The following is an 18507-nucleotide window of genomic DNA, read 5'->3' as shown; positions in this document are numbered from 1 at the left end:
TTAATCAAAAAATGTAAGTCTGTCAAGTGCTGCAATTGCATTTTCCAGATATCTGTCATCTGTAACCGGCCATTTATAATCCAGTCTGTATAGAACCTGTGCTGTAAACCGGTTGCTGTAATCAATGGTGTAAATCTCATTTTCATTATGTGAGGTATAGGCAATCAGTCCGGAAACCGCATCGGAGTCCTGTCCGGTCTTTGCAAATTCTTTTACTGCTGCCTCAAATTCTTCATCTCTTACAATATCAATCTTAAATCCATAATTACGCATTGCATAGATCAGGTCTGCCATATAAATATGGTGGCTGTTGCAGGCATGGAATACAGTAAATCTCCGGTCTGTCTGCGCCAGTCTCAGAACTGCCAGTGCAGTGGAATCAATAGGTGAAAATTCTGCCACCTCATGCATGCCTCCCATTGGGAATTTGCCTACAGCTGTATAACCTCTCAGGCTGCGCAGGAATCCGTTGGTAATGAAATTGATCTGGAACTCACCGTCAGAGTTTCGGCTCATCAAATTACCTACACGTACTACTTTACCGTCCAGCCCCTCAGAGACTGCTTCCAGAACTGCTCTTTCTGCCAGGAATTTGGTGCGGATATATTCGTTGGTAATATTCTGTCCGATGTACAGGTCATTCTCACAGAAAACTCTGGACATTGGCGGAACACCGTCAGAACCTTCTCCTGCAACAGAAACTGTGGAAATCTGGATCAGCCTGCGGCCGTTATTCTTACAGAAATCAATAAGATTTTCCACACCCTGCACGTTAATTCTTTCCAGCACATCATCTGCTGCGAAATGCTTTACGCAGGCAGCACAGTTAACGATGGTACTAAATTTGTATGCTGAGAATCCTGCCACCTGTTCTTTGGAAGTAATATCCCCATCTACACAGATAATACGATTTTCAAACAGTTCCTTGCATGGATTGTCGAAATAGTACATCAGCATATTCATCATTCGTTTTTCCGGTGATTCATATTTGCCCTTGCGCACCAGACAGTAAACCTTGCCGTCATAATTGTCAAGGAACGCCTTGAGAACATGGATTCCCAGGAAACCTGTGGCACCTGTGATCATAATATCTCCCAGCTCTTCCTTTGTGACCCTGTCTGCATTTTCGTCAGTATTTGCACTGATCACGTTCTGGATCTTGTTATAGTTATAATCTGAAAATTCGTTCTTACTCTGGGCCGTCTCTGTAATTCCGTCATTATCAATCAGAGCTGCCAGCTCCCGTACAGTAGGATATTTGAAAATATCCGCATATACCAGTGAAATATTCTTTGAGAGACACATAACAGCAACCTTGGATGCAGTAAGAGAAGATCCTCCAAGCTCAAAGAAGTTGTCTTCAATACCTACCCTTTCGATTCCCAGCGCTTTCTCAAAAATCTCACAAAGTGTTCTCTGAGCTGCAGTAACCGGCTCTACATAGCTGGCAGTATTTGTGGTTATCTCCGGCATTGGCAATGCTTTTTTGTCAATCTTACCTCCTGGTGTTACCGGCATTGCCTCAAGGTAAACAAAGAAGGATGGCATCATGTAATCCGGAAGCAGCGGCTCCAGGAAGGTTTTTAATTCTTCATCCGGAATGCTTTCCCCTGTATAATAAGCAGTAATATATTTGTTTCCGCTCTTTTCGATCACTGTAACTGCTGCATTCTGTACCAGCTCATGTTTAAGAAGGGCTCCCTCGATCTCACCAAGTTCAACACGGTATCCCCTTATCTTTACCTGGGAGTCAATTCTGCCTATGTATTCAATATTTCCGTCACCCTTCATGCGGACCATATCACCGGTTCTGTAAAGTCTTCTGTCCTCCTGGCATACGGAGAATGGATTCTCCACAAATACAGAGGCAGTCTTTTCCGGAAGATTATGATATCCTCTTGCGATCTGACGTCCTGCGTGGCAAAGCTCGCCGGAAGCTCCTACCGGAAGTCTGTTCAGAGCCTCATCCACAATGTAACTGCGGACATTTCTCTGGGATTTTCCGATCGGAATATTATCATACTGCTTATCCACCCTGAACTCTGTGGAAGATACTGTATTTTCTGTAGGACCGTAGCCATTAATCATCTGATAGGTACGGTTTCTGTAATGCTTGAATTTCTCTCCGCCCAGTGTAACATATCGAAGAGCCGGTGCATCCTCCAGAAGCTCTGCCACCAGTTCACCCATCTGTGTAGGGAAGGTTGCTGTGGTGACTCCTGCTTCTTTTATATATTTGCTTATGGCGATTGCATCCTTTCGGATACCCTCAGGTAAAATGTATAAGGTCGCACCTGCAGTAAGAGGAGCAAAGAGATCGATCACTGACGCATCAAAGCAGAAGCTTGCAAACTCTGCAGTAATGTCATCCGGTGTAAGGCCTCTGTCCTGTGTGATATATTCGATCAGGTTCATCAGGTTTCTGTGTTCCAGCATAACACCTTTCGGCTTTCCTGTGGATCCTGAGGTATAGATCATATACGCAAGATTCTCAGGTTTGGGAGCGGTAAGCTTGGCAGTAAGTTCAAAATTCTTTGCTTCTGCTTCCACAGAATCCAGACTGATCACATTTCCCTTATAGAAATCTACCAGATCTCTGTACTGATCGATCACAAGAAGATTCTCTGCTCCTGAATCCGTTAACATGTACTCAATTCTGCTCTGGGGGTATTCCGGATCCAGAGGAACATAGGCTCCGCCTGCTTTCATAACACCTACATAAGCGATGGCATATTCCTTTGTCCTGCCACACAGGATACCGGTTGCCTGCTCCGGACCAAATCCATTTTCCGTAAGCCTCTGTGCAACGTAGTCAGACATTTTATCCAGTTCTCTGTAAGTAAAGTCACCAAATTCATCCCTTACAGCCGGTCTGTCCGGATATTTTGCTGCTGCCTCCCGGAACAGATCCACAAAGGTCTTTCCTGCATGTTCAGGAATATTCTCCATTTCTGTTTCTTCCTCAAACATCAGTCTGATATCTGCAGGGTCACATTCATTCAGGAGTCCCTCAGCAATAAGCTCCAGATTATCTGCCAGATATTTTATGGTTTCTTCCTGGTACATATCGCCTCTGTATTCAATCTCAAAGACAAATTTATTCTTCTCAATGGAGATACTGATAGATACCGGGGCTTTTGCCATATTCAGGCGGACAGGCTCTTCCTGTGCATATTCTCCGCCCACATTATCAAATTCAAAATTATCACCCTGGTACACAACCATAGCATCTGCCTTAATATTAAACTCATGACTGATCTGTGAGAACGGATAAATATCATTGTTCATGGAATTGATCAGCTGTTTCTGAACCTCGGTGAGACACTGCTCTGTGCTTCCTGCAAAATTACAGTAAACAGGAAGAGTTTTTACAAGCATACCCACTGTTTCCGAAAGTCTGGAATCATTTCTTCCGTGGTAAATGGTGGTAAATACAGCATCCTTCTTAAAGTTATATTTGCCCAATGTAATACCAAAGGCAGAAATAAAGAATACGTTCTCTGTAATTCCATGCTTTTTGCAGAATTCCTTTACACCCTGCACAGAGATTTCTGCTGTTTCCCTGCGGTAAAGCTCAGCTGTGGGAACTGCTCCGCTCTTATCCGGATAGAAGCTGATGCTTCCTCCTGCGCTCTCAAATACAGATCTGTAATAGCTTTCTGCGTTTTTATAAATATCTCCGGCAAGGGCATCCCTGTTGTCCAGAGCAAGATCATAGGAGGTATAGGTCTCCGGTTCCAGCTTCTCACCGCTGTAGGCCCTGTTAATGTCATTCATGATAATGGCAAGGGAGGTACCGTCAGCAACAATATGATGAAGGTCAAGGAACAGATAATTACCTTCGCAGGTTCTGTAGATCTCAAACCGGAAAAGCTTCTCATTAAACAGCATGTACGGACGTACCAGAGTCTCTTTATTCATTCCGTTTATGATCTGTGTTTTGTATACAAGATCATCATTCCGTTTCTGAAGCACATTGCCATTATCGTCCATGAAAAGCTTTGTTTTCAGATAAGGATGGGCTTCCACTGTACTGTCAATGGCTGCTGCAAGTTTATCCAGATCTACCTTTTTATCAAGTTTCAACAGATAAGGGATATTGTAGATGGTTGAACCCATATTTGCAGTACATTCAATGAAAATTCCCTCCTGTGTGTTGGTGAGAGGATAACTTTCCTGTACTTCCCTCTTTGTCTCCTTGCCTGCAGTTTTTACAAAGTCCTCCAGCATCTGGATGGTCGGATGATTCTTTACATCCGATGTTTTCACAACAATGTCAAAGGCCTTTGAGATCAGGATATTCAGCCGGATGGCTGTAATAGAGGTCAGTCCTGCCTCATAAATATCTGTGGTGATTCCAAATTCTGTATAACCCAGAACCTCTGCAATGCAGTCAAATAATTTCTGCTGCACTTCATTCTGTGGTTTGATGATCTCTGCTGCCTTTCTCTCAGGCATTGGGAGAGCCCTCTTGTTTACCTTCTGGTTCTGGTTCAGCGGGATCTTGTCAATCTGCATGGTAACAGCAGGAACCATATATGGAGGCTTTGTCTCCTTGATAAAGTTATTTAAAGCATGAATATCTACTTCGCTGTCAGATACCACATATGCAGCAATATATTTGCCGCCACCCTGCTCATCAAAAGCAACCACAGTGGCATCCTTGATACCAGGATATCTTCTGATCACTTCTTCCACTTCTGAAAGCTCAATTCGGAAACCTCTGATCTTAACCTGGGAATCCTTTCTGCCAATGATCTGGATATTTCCGTCAGGAAGATATCTGGCCACATCACCGGAGTGGTACATTACCTCATAACCCGGAGTATCATCGTAAATATTCTTTGTGTAAACTTCCGCTGTTTTCTCTGGCTTATTAAGGTATCCTCTTGAAACCTGCCATCCGGTGATCATCAGCTCTCCGCATGCACCTGGGGGAAGCATATGTCCGAACTTGTCTGCAATATAAAGCTTGGCATTATCCAGTGCTTTTCCGATAGGAACATTAGGATAATACTTATCTACCTTAAACAAAGTAATGAAAATGGTAGTCTCTGTAGGGCCATAAGCATTTATAAAGGTATAACCCTTTGGCGGTTCACAGGGAACAAGCTTCTCTCCTCCTACGGAAAGGTATTTCAGGCTCTTGCATTCCATCTCAAGTGCAAATTGTCTTCCTACCTGTGTGGTCATAAAGGAATGGGTAATGCCGTTCTCATCAAAATAACTCTGAAGTCCAAGGAAATCCAGACGGATCTCTTCCGGAATAATATGAAGCTGTGCACCGTTTGTAATGGCTCCGTATATATCCATCATAGAAGCATCAAAACCAAAGGACGCATAAGCCGCTATCCTGGAATCAGAATCTATACCATAATACTTTCTGTACCAGCGGCAGAATGCAGTAATATTTCCATATTCAATCATACAGCCCTTTGGCACACCTGTGGAACCTGAGGTATAGAGAAGGATAAACAGGTCATGTAACTGCGGTTTCTGAAGTTTGGCTTCTGTGTCTGCAAGTCCCGGGATCTCATCTGTAAATAACACAGGTCCCTGATAGCCGTCCACCAGATGTAAAAGCTCTCTGTCTGCGATGAGAAGCTTGGCAGCAGAATCCTCCAGCATGTACATGAGACGATCCTTGGGGTAAGTGGGGTCCAGAGGCTGATAAGCTGCTCCGGCCTTGATCACGCCCATAGGTGCAATGGCCATATATTCACAGCGTGGGATCAGGATAGATACAACATCCTCAGTGCCGATGCCCTGGGATACAATATATTTTCCAAGTCTGTCGCTGATCTCGTCCAGTTCTTTATAGGTAAATTTTCTGTCTTTAAATACAACTGCAGTATGATCCGGAATGGTCTCCACCATTTCGTCAAACATATCAGAGATGGTTTGGCTTCTGTCATATTCATGGGCAGTGTGATTAAACTCTGCGATTTTATCTGCAGCATTTCCGGACAAAATGGAAATTTCAGAAATATATTTTGCCTTCAGCATGGAATCCATTGCTGCCTCATAGGCATCCAGAATTCCCTTTACAAACTCCTCACTGTACTTATCGCTGCGGTATTCTGCAGTCAGTACATATTTGTGGTCATACTCTCTCACCTGGATAAGTAAAGGCATTTTAGACATATCCGGGGAAAGATCATGACCTCTGGCAATGGTATCACCGATGGGATAATCGTCACTGAGCTCTGCCTGATATGCAAAAACAAGGTCAGAACTGAAACCGTATTTTGCACAGATGTCAGAGAATGGGAAAATATCATTGGCCATGGAGGACAGAAGCTGTTCGGAAAGCTCTGTCATATAGGTCTGTATGGTAGCCTTTGGATCACAGGAGCAATAAACAGGCAGGGTCTTTACAAGCATACAAACGGTATTCTCAAGTCTGGAGTCATTTCGACCGTTATAGATGGTGGCAAAAAGACTGTCATCAGAATTGGAGTATCTGGTCATGAGAACGCCGAACAGACCTGTAAATAAAATATTAGGAGTAACACCTAGCTTTTCGCAGGCGGAAAGGATCACAGATTCCCTTGTGTCCATCTCTTTTGACAGATAACCTCTCTCAGGGATCTCACCGTTTCTGTCAGGAAGAGGAAGGGATTCTGTCTCGACTCCCTCAAAAATACTGTCATAGTATTTCTCAGCCTTCTTATATTTACCCTCTTTCATTTGCTGCTCTTCATCCAGTGCAGCATCAAAGCCAGTATAGGATTCCTTTTTCAGCTTCTCACCCATATAGGCACGGTTGATATCTTCAAAAATAATATCATAGGAGTTACCGTCTGCAAGGATATGATGGAAGTCTGTAAAGAGATATTTCCTGTCTTCAGTAATATAGATCGCTGCTCTGAGCAGACATCCCTTTTCAAGCTTAAAGGGGCGCACAAGCTGAGCCTTCAGTTCCTCAAACTGCTCATTTGTGGTCTGGATCACCTCAGGTACAAAGGTTTCATTGTAAGGCTTCTGTACCATTTCACCTCTGTCATTCAGATACACCCTTGTGAGCAGATAGGAATGTGCACTTACTGTACTGGTAATGGCATCTGAAAGCTTCTGTACATCAATGGCAGGCTCCAGATCAAAGAGGAAAGGAATATTATATACAGTGCTTTCTGGATTTTTCATACACTCTGCAAAAATTCCCTTCTGGGAACCTGTAAGAGGATAAACCTCTCTTTTTTCATAGGTTCTGATCTTAGGTGCCAGCATAATATATTTTTCCAGCTTCTCCACTGTATTGTTTTCGTGGAGGTCACTGGTTTTCACTGTAACTCCGAATTCATCGGAGATGAGAATACACAGCTTCATGGCACTTATGGAAGACAGGCCTGCCTTATAAAAGTTTGTGTCAATACCGAAGAAGTCATTCTCTACAACCTTTGCAACGATCTGGAAAATCTTCTTCTGCATTACGGTCTCAGGCTCTTTCAGGTTCCTTGGCTGGGCAACCGGTTTTGGAAGTGCTTTTTTGTCAATCTTACCATTCTGGGTTATGGGCATTTTCTCCAGCTGGATAAATACTTCAGGAACCATATAATGTGCCAGGGATTCTGCAGCATAATCAGAAAGCTCCTCAGGACTGATCTCACAGTCTGCAATAAAATAACAGCAGAGATACTTATTATCCACAGGTACGGTAATGCTGGTAATAATTCCCTCATAAGAATTGATTACCTCTTCAATCTCCCCAAGCTCAATTCTCAGTCCGCGAAGCTTGATCTGGTTATCCATTCTTCCGAAAAACTCAATCTCACCTTCAGGACTGATCCTTGCAAGGTCACCGGTTTTGTAGGCTCTCTCTCCGTTCAGGTCAATAAAGACAGCAGCTGTCTTTTCCGGCAGATTCATATAGCCTCTGCCCACTCCAAGGCCTGCGATCACAAGCTCTCCTGTCTCGCCGTCAGGAACAACGTGGTTCTCCTTGTCCACAATATAGACCTTAACATTACCGTTAGGGACACCGATGGTAATATTTTTACTGTCAGTGATCACCTTCATAGTACAGCTGATAGTAGTTTCTGTAGGTCCATAACCGTTCATAATGTGGGCATCCGGATTTACTCTGCGGATCTTGTCATACAGAGCCGGCGGAAAAGCCTCTGCACCTACATCAAATACCTTAATCTGAGAAACTGCTTTTTCAAGCTGAGGCAGATCGATCATATTGGACAGATAAGTAGGGGTTGTGGTCATAATGTCTACTTTGTTTTTGAGTATCAGTTCGCCCAGCATAAGAGGGTTCAGAATTTCTTCATCAGAGGCGATCACTGCAGTCATTCCGTTCGTCAGAGGCAGAAATTCCTCCAGCACAGATACGTCAAAGGTCATGGCTGCCATAGAAAGAGACACACTTCCTCTGCTTACATAGCCATAGGTTTCTGCATTTTTCGGATCCGGATTTACAAAGTTAGAAAGGTTGATATGCTCGATCAGAACACCCTTTGGTTTGCCTGTGGAACCGGAAGTATAGATACAATAACAGAGGTCATGCTCTCCGATTTTTACCTGGGGATTGTCCGTATTCTCATTTTCAAGCAGTTCCTCCAGAAGCAGTATTGTGCAGGGAAGCTTTGCAAACAGTTCCTTTCGTTCCTCTGCGATTTCCTTGGTTGTGATAATAAAAGGAGCTCCTGAGTCTTCAAAAATGTACTGGATTCTGTCATCCGGATAATCCGGCGTAGCAACTGCAAAGGCTCCTCCGGATTTCAGGATACCCTGTCGCACTGCATAGAAATCACAGCATCTCTCAAGGACCACACCTACGATGATCTCTCGACTGACACCTTTTTCCACAAGGGAATTGGCAATTCTGTTGGCCCGTTCATTGAGCTGTGCATAGGTAAAGCTCTCCTTGCCGGAGACAACCGCACATTTTTCAGGATGAAGCTTCACCTGTTTTTCGAACAATTCTGTTACCGGTCGAAACTCAAAAACAAAATTGCTCCTTTCATTCATATTTTTCATTTTCATGTACCTCCTAAAAAGATATTATGGTATTATTCATATCAATTGCACGGATATAGTCCATGGATTTTGATACTTTCTTGACAAGTTCAATCCCATGTATGTCAAAATCTTCACTGTCATACTGATATTCCAGAGGATTGAAATTCACACCGTTATCTCTGATCCTTAGTCTGCAGAGATCATCCTCCAGACAAAGGTTAATGTCGATCCAGTTGGAGGTTTTTCCCCCGAATCGGATAATATTTACAGTCATTTCTTCCGCGCACACTGCGGCAAGATTTGCCTTGCTTTTGGAAGCTCCCTGTTCCTGGCAGAACTCTATGATCTTCTTATGAACTGTTTCTGCTTCCTCCATGGTACTCTTAATGGAAAAATCCAGATTAATTCCCGGATTTTTGTCAGGAACAATATAAAAGCTTGTGTTCTTATGTTTGATTTTTCTGAAAATATAGGTTGCAATTACAGTTATGATCTCAGTGGCAACAAATCCAACTGCAATTCCGTCGATTCCGATGCCGTCAATCTGTTTCCATACAAGGATTCCCACCAGGGTTGCAGGCAGAACTACCACTGCATTCTCCAGGAATGTGGCAAAGCTTGCAATGGCTGTCTCCTCAATGGATTCGTAATAGCTGATAATAAACTTATTCCACAGGTAAGGAATCACACATAAAGCAAAGATGCGCAGCGCCTGGACCATATGGCTGCCCAGCTCTCCACCACCGCTTCCGAACAGAATGGTGATCTCTTCGGTAAATAGCATAATAAGGACAAAGATCACAGCCAGCAGGATGTAGCTGTATTTCAGCATTTTTTTGCAAAGAACCCGGATTCCCACGTAGTCCTTCTCTCCGAAAAGGATTCCTGCCACATTTGGGATCACACCGATGATTCCCCCTGTAAGCATCTCAACGATCAGCAGTACATTGTCGCAGACAGTAAATACTGCCATACCTTCCTCGCCCAGCTGATTCATGATAATGGTATTCAGACCAAGTGCTTTCACAAAATTGGCTGCCATAAAAATCAGCATGGGAACGCCTGTAATAATAGCTTCCTTTGTGATTCCAAACTCACTGAATTTCAGCCTCATCAGACGGAGATTTCGTTTGTCAGAACGGATATAGATCAGGAAAATTCCCATGGCAAACAGGAAACCAAGTACAGTTGATAAGGACGCACCTGTGATCCCCATAGGAGTGTACCTAAGGAAAATATAGTCCAGTACAAGGTTGATCACATTGGCGGCAATCAGATAAGCAGATGCCAGCTCCGGGTGATTCTCTACCCCAAGGTAGTTGACCATCATCAGGCCGATACCGATTACCGGTGCACCCAGCATGCTTACACGAATGTAATCTCTGGTATAATGGGTCAGCACACCGTCACCGGATACCAGAAGTCTGGCAATGGGACCGGCAGCAGGAATGGCACAGATTGCAATTATGATTCCCACTACAAGTGTTACGATAAAGGTGGCGGAAAATAGCTTTGACGCGCCCTCCTTGTCTCGTTTGCCAAGCATGTTTCCCACGGCTATGGAACCGCCGATACCCAGGCAGTAGCCGGTCAGCTGAACAATTGTCTCCACTGGCAGACTCAGGGTAACTGCAGACATTGCTTCCACCCCGATCAGATTACTTACAAATATGGTATCTACGATATTTCCCAGCTGAAGTGCCAGAGACATCATAATCCCCGGAATAATATACTTATTCAGCTTTGCATTCAACAGTCTGTTATTTCTCTCTTCCATCGCTTCCTCCCCTTTGTTTTCAGTTTTTTTGAATTTTTGTCACAAACTGTAAGATATTTAGATTTTACCATTTCACAGGGCAAATAGCAAGTTAATGAAGGCTAAGATGAAAAAATATCCATCTCCGGGAGATTCCCGGGGATGGATATGGTGTGGAATGGATTTAAGGTTTTGATGACGATGACGAAGACGGAGACGGGGTAATGTCGTACCAGGTTGAACCGCCATCGTAGGAACGGTAAACGTGAGTTGTGTCTACATAGGTAAACTCCTTGATGGAACCAATGGGGCCGTAGGTGTAATAGGCAAAGAATTGCGAAAAGCAATAAGCAGGAGACTTGCTTGTATCAGGAGGAGTGCAAGCTTCTTCTGATAAACTGCGGAGCAGTTATTCGGTTATGAGTAAGTAGCGAAGCAGATAATTTTATCTGCTTGACTATTTCAAGGATAATAAAACAAGACGCACTCCACAGGAATAAACTCCTGTAAAGTGCGTCTCATTTTATTTATAACTCAATACTTGTGAGAATAGGAACTATGATCCATTTTATTGTATTTTATACTTATCCCTATTATTCAGCATCTGCAGTTTCTGCATCTTTTGTATCATCGGATGCTGCATCTGTATCTGTTGTATCCGCTTCTTCTGCATCTTCTGCTGCAGAATCTTCACTGTCTACAACGCCACCTTCCACAACAAGGTCTTCAGGATTAATGTTATCGCCATATACCGGTTTCAGAGTTTCTTCAAAGTCTTTGTGGAAGAACTGTTCGTCTGCCAGAGCTTTGATTTCATCATTGATCGCGTTCAGAAGGTCTGTATTTCCTTTCTGTACTGCAGGAGCGATTGTATCAATATCACCCAGGGATTCGATTCCTACAGAGAAGCCTTTGTTCTGCTGTGCCCATGCCAGTACCTCTGTGTTATCTGTGGAGAAGGCATCTCCTCTTCCGTCAAGAAGGGCATCATATGCTTCCTGATATTCATCAAATTTTACAAGCTCAATATCCGGATAGTTTTCTGTGAAGTATGTTTCTGCTGTTGTTCCCTTTACAACAATCAGCTTCTTACCTTCCAGATCTTTTACATCTGTGATCAGTGCATCATCAGGAGAAACAACGCCGAGAGCCACTTTCATATATGGAAGTGCAAAATCTACCTTTTCTGCTCTTTCATCTGTTACTGTGAAGTTTGCAAGGATCACATCAACCTTTGCAGACTGCAGATATTCAACACGGCTTGCTGCTTCTACATATGTAAATTCTACATCATCTTCGCTTCCCAGAAGATCTTTTGCAAGTCTCTTACCAAAGTAAACATCGTAGCCCTGAACCTCGCCGTTTTCATCTACATATCCAAATGGGTTCTTGTCACTGAATACACCGATCTTAATCTTTCCGTCTTTTTTGATTTCATCAAGAGTACGGGCCTGCGCAGTATTTCCGCCGTCATCTGCCGCACTTACAAGAATACTTCCTCCAAGCAGTGTTGTTGCTGCTACACCTGTTGCTAATAAAACTGCTAATAATTTTTTCTTCATGTCCTTTTCCTCCATGTCTTAAAATTTTAACCGGATCAAGCAAGTAGCGAAGCGGATTGCGAATATCCGCTTGAATTATATCATAATTTTTATAATTACCTGTTGTGATCCAGCCTTTCAAACACGCTCTCATTTGAGCAATGTTCTTTACCTGTTACTTTTTAACAGTTTCATAATGGAAACTGTTCAGGAACTGCTTTGCTCTGTCTGTCTGTGGATTGTCAAAAAACTGTTTCGGAGTATTTTCTTCTACAATATTTCCTTTATCCATAAAGATCACTCTGTCTGCCACAGACCTGGCAAATTCCATCTCGTGAGTTACGATCAGCATAGTCATTCCTGCTTTTGCAAGTTCCAGAACTACCTGAAGTACTTCCCTTACCATCTCCGGGTCAAGAGCTGCTGTAATCTCATCCAGAAGCATAATTTCCGGATGCATCAGCATGGCACGTACAATAGCAACTCTCTGCTTCTGACCACCGGACAGCTGTCTTGGATAACTGTCTTTCTTATCCAGAAGTCCAACTCTGTCCAGAAGCTGTTCTGCTTCTTTTTTTATTTCTTCTTTATTTCTTTTCTGCACTTTCAAAGGTGCCAGAAGAAGATTATTTAAGATTGTCATATTTGGAAAAAGATCATAGCTCTGAAAAACCATTCCGATTTTTTCCCTGACTTTGCTGATATTCTTTTTTTCGTTTTCATAGCTTACACCATTAAGCTTCAACACACCGCTGTCTGTCTCTTCCAGGCGGTTGATACATCGCAGGAAGGTGCTTTTTCCACATCCGGAAGGTCCTACAATTACTACTACTTCTCCTTTTTGCATGGAGAAAGAAACATCATCCAGAATAGGAACATTATTTACATATGATTTCTTTAAATGCTCTACTTCTAAAATCGGCTGTCCCATTCATTTATCCTCATTTCTATTAGTCTGCAAACTTCTTTTCCAGAACTCTGGAGAGTCTGGAGAAGGGAAAACATATGATGAAATACATAAAGAATACTGCACCGTATACCCAGAGGGCTGCTGTTGGGTTTGTATATCTGGATGCATCAATAATCTGTTTTCCTACTTTTAATACTTCTACCACACCGATCAAAGCTACCAGTGAAGTAGTCTTAATCATTCTGGTAAGAAGATTGACTGCGGATGGAAGAAGTCTCCGGATGGTCTGGGGAAGGATAATATAAAGGTACACCTGCCATTTATTCAGGCCAAGACCATATCCGCTGTCATACTGATGTTTTGGAATGGAGATCAGTGCGCTTCGCACCAGATCGCCCATCTCTGCAGTTCCCCAGAAAGTAAATACAATGACTGCTGCCGTTTCCCCGGAAAGATTCATTCCCAGATGCTTGGCTGCTCCGAAATATACCAGGAACAAAAGCACCAGCTGGGGCATGATCCTTACGATCTCAAGGTAAATACGACAGATAAATTTAATGATCTTATTTGGAATATTCATTACCATGCCAAGCAGAAAGCCAAGGATAACAGACAGCACCATAGAAATCAGTGCGATCCTTATTGTTACCCACAAGCCCTGCCAGAGTCTTAATGAGTTGATTCCTTTAAAAAGAACCTCAATCCCCATATTCTGCATAGCGGACTCTCCTTTCTACAAATGAACAGATCAGTGAAATTGGTAAAAGTATGATCAGATATGCAATTACCAACATAAACAGAGCTTCATCTGTTTTGTAATAAATTCCGATCAGGTCTTTTGTCACAAACATCAGGTCTGCAAGTGCAACTGCACTGAATACAGAAGTTTCTTTAATAAGAAAGATTGCATTTGCACAGAATGCAGGAATGGAATTGGATACTGCCTGAGGCAGGATAATGTTTGTAAATACCTGACTTTTACTCATTCCAAGACTTAATGCAGATTCCACTTGAATGGGTGGAACATTGTCCAGACCACTCCTGAAGGCCTCTGCCATGTAGCTGCCTCCCAGAAATGCCAGTCCGGAGATGGCACACTGCTCTGAACTGAGTACGATCCCTATTTTAGGAAGACCGAAATACAGAAAAAACAGCTGGATCAGCAATGGGGTATTTCTGGACAGTTCAATGTAACATTCCACGATCTGACGAAGTACAGGAATCCTGAAATACTTAATCATGCTGCAGATAAGTCCAACCACAATAGCAAGCAACACACCAATCACTGCCATGTGAAGGGTAAGCTTTGCAGCCTCAACATAAAGAGGTGTCTGCTCGCGGATAAACTCAAAATCCATGGTTACTTTCTTCTCCTTCTATTATTATGATTTACCGTCCTAATTAACGGCTTGAACGCTGGTGCCGCTTATTCCTTTTTATAAGTCAGATAAATATTAAAATTTACTGCTTTTTGTGGTTGAAACAGGTAATTACTTGACTTAGGTAAAGCGTTACATCTGCGCATCTGTGAACTATCATAACATTTCAGGCGTCATCCTGCAAGCTTTTCATAAATTGCATTTGCAAGTCTGCTATGTCCCAACTCATCCAGATGCTCCTGATCTGCTTCACCGGGCCGGGCAAATTCCGAAGCCGGAAGGTATGAAACATTTCTTCTTCTGGCAATTTTCTCATACACCCGGGGCAGATTCCGTGACACTTCAATAGAATTCTTATCGAATTCCGGATCAAAATCCTCTTCCCAGATTCTCTCTCCAAGGTAGATGGGAGATACCAGCAATATTTTAGTATCCGGATTTACAGCCTTGATCTGATCAAGAAGCTGTTCAATGCCCTGTCCGATCACCTCCGGGGTTGCGCTGTATACGCTCTTACAGTCATTGGTACCAAGCATAAGAACAATGGTGTCTACTGGTCTGTGGCTTTCAAGGATTGCCGGGAGCATTTCTGTTCCTCTTCTTTCTGTGCGGAATGGATCATCAAATACTGTGGTTCTTCCGCAGAGACCTTCTTCGATTACACGGTAACCTTTCTCTCTTACTCTGTCATCCAGAATGCTGGTCCAGCGGGTGCCCCATCCATATCTCTGATTGGATGTTCCCGGGATTAAACCGTATGTATTAGAAGCACCGAAACATAGGATTTGTTTCATGTCTTGTCACCTTCTTATCTAATTACTATTTCCTTGCTTTCATATTTATTTGATAGGGATACTATACAATCTTTATTTTTATTTGTCAATCCCTTTTTTATATTTTTTTACAATACATCCGGCAAAACAGAAAACAGGAAACAACTTGACGAAAACAGGCACACGGGAATATGATTAAAATAACAGTAAACCTTCATTTCATACAAAGGGGGGAGTGGCTATGATAATCTGGCTTCCTACTGCACTCAGGTCACAGCCGTTGGAAATGGAACAGCTGTGATCACTGCCTATGCCTTAGATGGTTCAGGAGTAACTGCCCAATGTAAAGTAACCGTAAATTATAAGGATGACAATGGCACTTCCGAGCTGCCTGAAATCCCGGAAGATAAAAACACACCATTTGTTAAACTAAAATCCATTAAATTAAGCAAAACATCTATTACAATAAATGATAAAAATAAGGATTATTGTATCAAGACTACATTCAGCCCGGAAAATGCCACAACAAAAGCGTGCCGATGGACATGTAATGATAATTCTGTAGTTCTGGTAAATATCGGATGGCCCACTATATTCAGTGAATCCCATCTGACACCTGTCAGCAACGGAACTGCAGTTTTAACTGCACATGCGCTGGATGGCTCCGGAGTAATCGCGAAATGCGTGGTAACCGTAAACTGCTTCTGAAGTCAAGCGGATAAAATCATCCGCTTCCCTACTTGCGCATAACCGAATACTGCTTCGCAGTTCAGTTAGACTTTTAATCAAAAACAAGAAAACTACTGTATATAAGCCTGATTTTTTTCAGCTTTATACAGTAGTTTTTATGTGCGCCTAGGGATTGGTGTCGAGATGCACCTCTCTAACCTTCTCTAAACCTCATTTTCTCCTTCTCCCGTGCCGTTCCGCACCCCTTTTCATCTTTTTCCTTCTCGCTGCCACTCTCTTTTTCACTTCCCCGCCATTTCTGGTGTGGTTTTTCTTGTGTAGAGTGGTAGTTTTGAGGTTGGGAGGGTGTGGAGTTGTGAATAGCGACGAATACGGGTGTGATATGGAGAGTGTGGATTGGTAGTTTCTTACGGTTGATAGATGATTAGGGACTAACCATACAAGGCCACTAAATTCCGATTCTAAAAACATGTCCTTTTTTATGCAATTTGTCCAAGATGTTGCATCAAGAATATTCCCAGAAATCAGCGAACAAATCGGAAAATAGTCATCCACAACGCAAAAAAGCCCAGCAGTCTACATCTGAGCTGTAGGCTACTGGACTTGAATTCTTCTCGTTATTCTGTTTTGCGTTTAAGACAGGCTGTATCTGAACGAAAAAGCAGTATCTTCAATTCTCCCTGTTATAACAGGAAGAAACTCCTTCCATATTCACCGTTTGGGTTTTGCTGCATCCGGCAGCACAGAAAAAAAAGAAAAGCCCCTGTGTCGCGTTATCACAAGAGCAGTAGGGATGATTCCCCGCCTACTCCACTAATAACGGAACACAGAGGCTTTCGCCTTTTCTATCAAGAACTCCAAACCTGCTCTCGAATTTAATGCCGTATCAATCGCTTTGATGGGTTCATTGGTTTGGCTAAGGTACAGCTTGATCAAAGCGAGGACAGGTAACTCCTGAGTTGAAAATGGGTAATTTTCAATATGTATGTTTTTTAGTCTTTCCATTTTGATTCTCCTTGCGTAATGTGTTATTACCGCTTTATGCGGCCTTACCACAGAGGATAAATGAATTCTTTGCACATAGCAAGAGAAATATTCTCCATTGAGAAAAAATAGAGCAACAGAGCAAGATAAGGGCGTGATAAGAAAGCACAAGCCATATATAACAAGAAAGCCCACCAAGCCACTCGTCTTCAGCAACCTGGCAGGCTCTGTGTTTACGCGGTTCTCTTATCCGCCAGTTCCTTCACCTTCTCAAGGGGAAGGCCAGAATACTGTGCTATTTTTTCCAATGACAGCTGGCCATCCGCTATCATACTTAACGCATTTTCAATCGCTCTTCTTAATGCCATCTGTTCTCCATAGGTTTCAATTGCTCTACACACGATGGTTCGACCTCCTTCCGTCTCTATGCGAAACAGGTTTGAGAATCGATTTTAAGCCGGTGCGATCCCCAGCCACTTCCTCACAACATCAAGTGAAACCTTTACCACATTAGCAATATCGGTATCCTTCATATTCATAGAATGCAGATTTATTGCAATCTCTTTCTTTTCTTCCATACGGCCTTCCATACGGCCTTCCATGCGGCCTTTTTCCTCAATTCTGTCAAGAACATCACACATAGTTTTAATCACTACTCCTTTCGATCCGTCATCATCAGACAGTACAGCTTCAAATCGATGATCCCCTGTCATGATTGACATGAGACTTAATGTTTCCTGAACATGGACTAACTCTTCCGGGTTTCCAATATAAGTCCCGGTTGTTTGCATCTGTACGAAGTAGTCCGCCACAACTCGAAAGTCACTCTTAAACAGCTTAGACTGTTCCCTACTAAGATATGCAATTTCAAACAGATTTACCTTGTAGTCATTCACATACGGCCTAAACTTTTCCGGGACATCTAACCTTTCAAGTAAAGAAAGTGGCTTATCCCAGTGTTTATCATACCCATAATATAAAACCAATGTGATAACGGGATACCGTTCTCTTTGGTTCTCATTATTCAGCTGTGCCCGGTACTCAGCACCATCATATCCCATTATCCGTAACGGCATATCTGCGTCTGGCTCTGTCTGATTTTCCAGTCCAATGCACGCCAATCGTATATTTTTGTTTTTCCAACGTTTTGCTACGTCTCTTTCAATCTCTCTGTACTTCCCATCAGCCTTGTATGCTGATCTGGGAGCTTGGTCTTCAAGTTCGTTTTCTTTTAGAATTTGATCCCCATTAAACAGCAGTACATTAACAATATCAGAGAAAACGTCGTTGTAAGCCTCAAGTATTTTTTCTGCAATATCTTTCTGGCCCAATGTCCATCACCCCATTCCAAACAGGAGTGTATACTACTCCTATTATGTCTTAATTTTACCACATTCCGCTTTTTTATTCAACCATCCGGTAATTGTCAAGATAGTTGTCAGTAAAATCTTGATTTTTTATTGGTTACATATACATCTGGGCTGCCGGACTTTACTCCGGGCTGAGA

11 protein-coding genes are annotated in these 18507 nt (G+C 42.7%); 1 reads left to right on the top strand and 10 read right to left on the bottom strand.

From position 1 onward, the window contains the following. From ACTNDS_RS07155 to ACTNDS_RS07125, 7 genes are all read right to left on the bottom strand, one after another. Window positions 1–8985 carry an amino acid adenylation domain-containing protein gene (locus ACTNDS_RS07155; protein WP_441034683.1) on the bottom strand — a complete coding sequence of 2995 codons (8985 nt, stop codon included), beginning with the start codon at window positions 8983–8985 and terminating at the stop codon, window positions 1–3. A 13-nt stretch (window positions 8986–8998) separates the two neighbouring features. Beyond that, window positions 8999–10744 carry an MATE family efflux transporter gene (locus tag ACTNDS_RS07150; protein WP_441034681.1) on the bottom strand — a complete coding sequence of 582 codons (1746 nt, stop codon included), beginning with the start codon at window positions 10742–10744 and terminating at the stop codon, window positions 8999–9001. A gap of 572 nt (window positions 10745–11316) precedes the next feature. Next, the gene (locus tag ACTNDS_RS07145; protein WP_441034679.1) at window positions 11317–12285 is read right to left on the bottom strand and encodes a cysteine ABC transporter substrate-binding protein; all 969 of its coding nucleotides are present in this window, start codon (window positions 12283–12285) and stop codon (window positions 11317–11319) included. A 154-nt stretch (window positions 12286–12439) separates the two neighbouring features. Next, complete coding sequence (locus ACTNDS_RS07140) at window positions 12440–13195, bottom strand: amino acid ABC transporter ATP-binding protein (protein WP_441034677.1); 756 nt, start codon at window positions 13193–13195, stop codon at window positions 12440–12442. Window positions 13196–13214: 19 nt separating this feature from the next. After that, window positions 13215–13892 carry an amino acid ABC transporter permease gene (locus ACTNDS_RS07135; RefSeq protein WP_173743923.1) on the bottom strand — a complete coding sequence of 226 codons (678 nt, stop codon included), beginning with the start codon at window positions 13890–13892 and terminating at the stop codon, window positions 13215–13217. After that, a complete protein-coding gene (locus ACTNDS_RS07130; protein ID WP_173743922.1) occupies window positions 13873–14532 on the bottom strand; it encodes an amino acid ABC transporter permease in 660 nt (219 codons plus the stop codon). The genes ACTNDS_RS07135 and ACTNDS_RS07130 overlap by 20 nt, the downstream gene beginning before the upstream one ends. Before the next feature lie 194 nt (window positions 14533–14726). Beyond that, complete coding sequence (locus ACTNDS_RS07125; protein WP_441034674.1) at window positions 14727–15347, bottom strand: GDSL-type esterase/lipase family protein; 621 nt, start codon at window positions 15345–15347, stop codon at window positions 14727–14729. Between the two features lie 276 nt (window positions 15348–15623). Here ACTNDS_RS07125 and ACTNDS_RS07120 point away from each other — a divergent pair, with 276 nt between their 5' ends. Then, window positions 15624–16034, top strand: coding sequence for a hypothetical protein (locus ACTNDS_RS07120; protein ID WP_441034672.1), 411 nt, complete (start codon window positions 15624–15626; stop codon window positions 16032–16034). Window positions 16035–16829: 795 nt separating this feature from the next. Here the strand turns inward: ACTNDS_RS07120 and ACTNDS_RS07115 are convergent. The 3 genes from ACTNDS_RS07115 to ACTNDS_RS07105 all read right to left on the bottom strand — a co-directional run bounded on the left by ACTNDS_RS07115 (window position 16830) and on the right by ACTNDS_RS07105 (window position 18331). Beyond that, window positions 16830–17021: a hypothetical protein gene (locus ACTNDS_RS07115; RefSeq protein ID WP_441034670.1), complete on the bottom strand. Its 192-nt coding sequence runs from the start codon at window positions 17019–17021 to the stop codon at window positions 16830–16832. A gap of 212 nt (window positions 17022–17233) precedes the next feature. Further along, a complete protein-coding gene (locus ACTNDS_RS07110; protein ID WP_441034669.1) occupies window positions 17234–17401 on the bottom strand; it encodes a hypothetical protein in 168 nt (55 codons plus the stop codon). Between the two features lie 51 nt (window positions 17402–17452). Next, window positions 17453–18331 carry an Rpn family recombination-promoting nuclease/putative transposase gene (locus tag ACTNDS_RS07105; RefSeq protein ID WP_441034667.1) on the bottom strand — a complete coding sequence of 293 codons (879 nt, stop codon included), beginning with the start codon at window positions 18329–18331 and terminating at the stop codon, window positions 17453–17455. Between the last annotated feature and the right edge of the window lie 176 nt (window positions 18332–18507).

Source organism: Blautia sp. HCP3S3_C12, from assembly GCF_052064155.1.
GTDB lineage: Bacteria > Bacillota > Clostridia > Lachnospirales > Lachnospiraceae > Blautia_A.
This window is presented reverse-complemented; position numbering and strand designations above follow the sequence as displayed.

Coding starts and splice junctions, on each gene's coding strand:
- ACTNDS_RS07155 (WP_441034683.1), bottom strand. CDS start 8,985: ATGAAAAATATGAATGAAAGGAGCAATTTTGTTTTTGAGTTTCGACCG.
- ACTNDS_RS07150 (WP_441034681.1), bottom strand. CDS start 10,744: ATGGAAGAGAGAAATAACAGACTGTTGAATGCAAAGCTGAATAAGTAT.
- ACTNDS_RS07145 (WP_441034679.1), bottom strand. CDS start 12,285: ATGAAGAAAAAATTATTAGCAGTTTTATTAGCAACAGGTGTAGCAGCA.
- ACTNDS_RS07140 (WP_441034677.1), bottom strand. CDS start 13,195: ATGGGACAGCCGATTTTAGAAGTAGAGCATTTAAAGAAATCATATGTA.
- ACTNDS_RS07135 (WP_173743923.1), bottom strand. CDS start 13,892: ATGCAGAATATGGGGATTGAGGTTCTTTTTAAAGGAATCAACTCATTA.
- ACTNDS_RS07130 (WP_173743922.1), bottom strand. CDS start 14,532: ATGGATTTTGAGTTTATCCGCGAGCAGACACCTCTTTATGTTGAGGCT.
- ACTNDS_RS07125 (WP_441034674.1), bottom strand. CDS start 15,347: ATGAAACAAATCCTATGTTTCGGTGCTTCTAATACATACGGTTTAATC.
- ACTNDS_RS07115 (WP_441034670.1), bottom strand. CDS start 17,021: ATGGAAAGACTAAAAAACATACATATTGAAAATTACCCATTTTCAACT.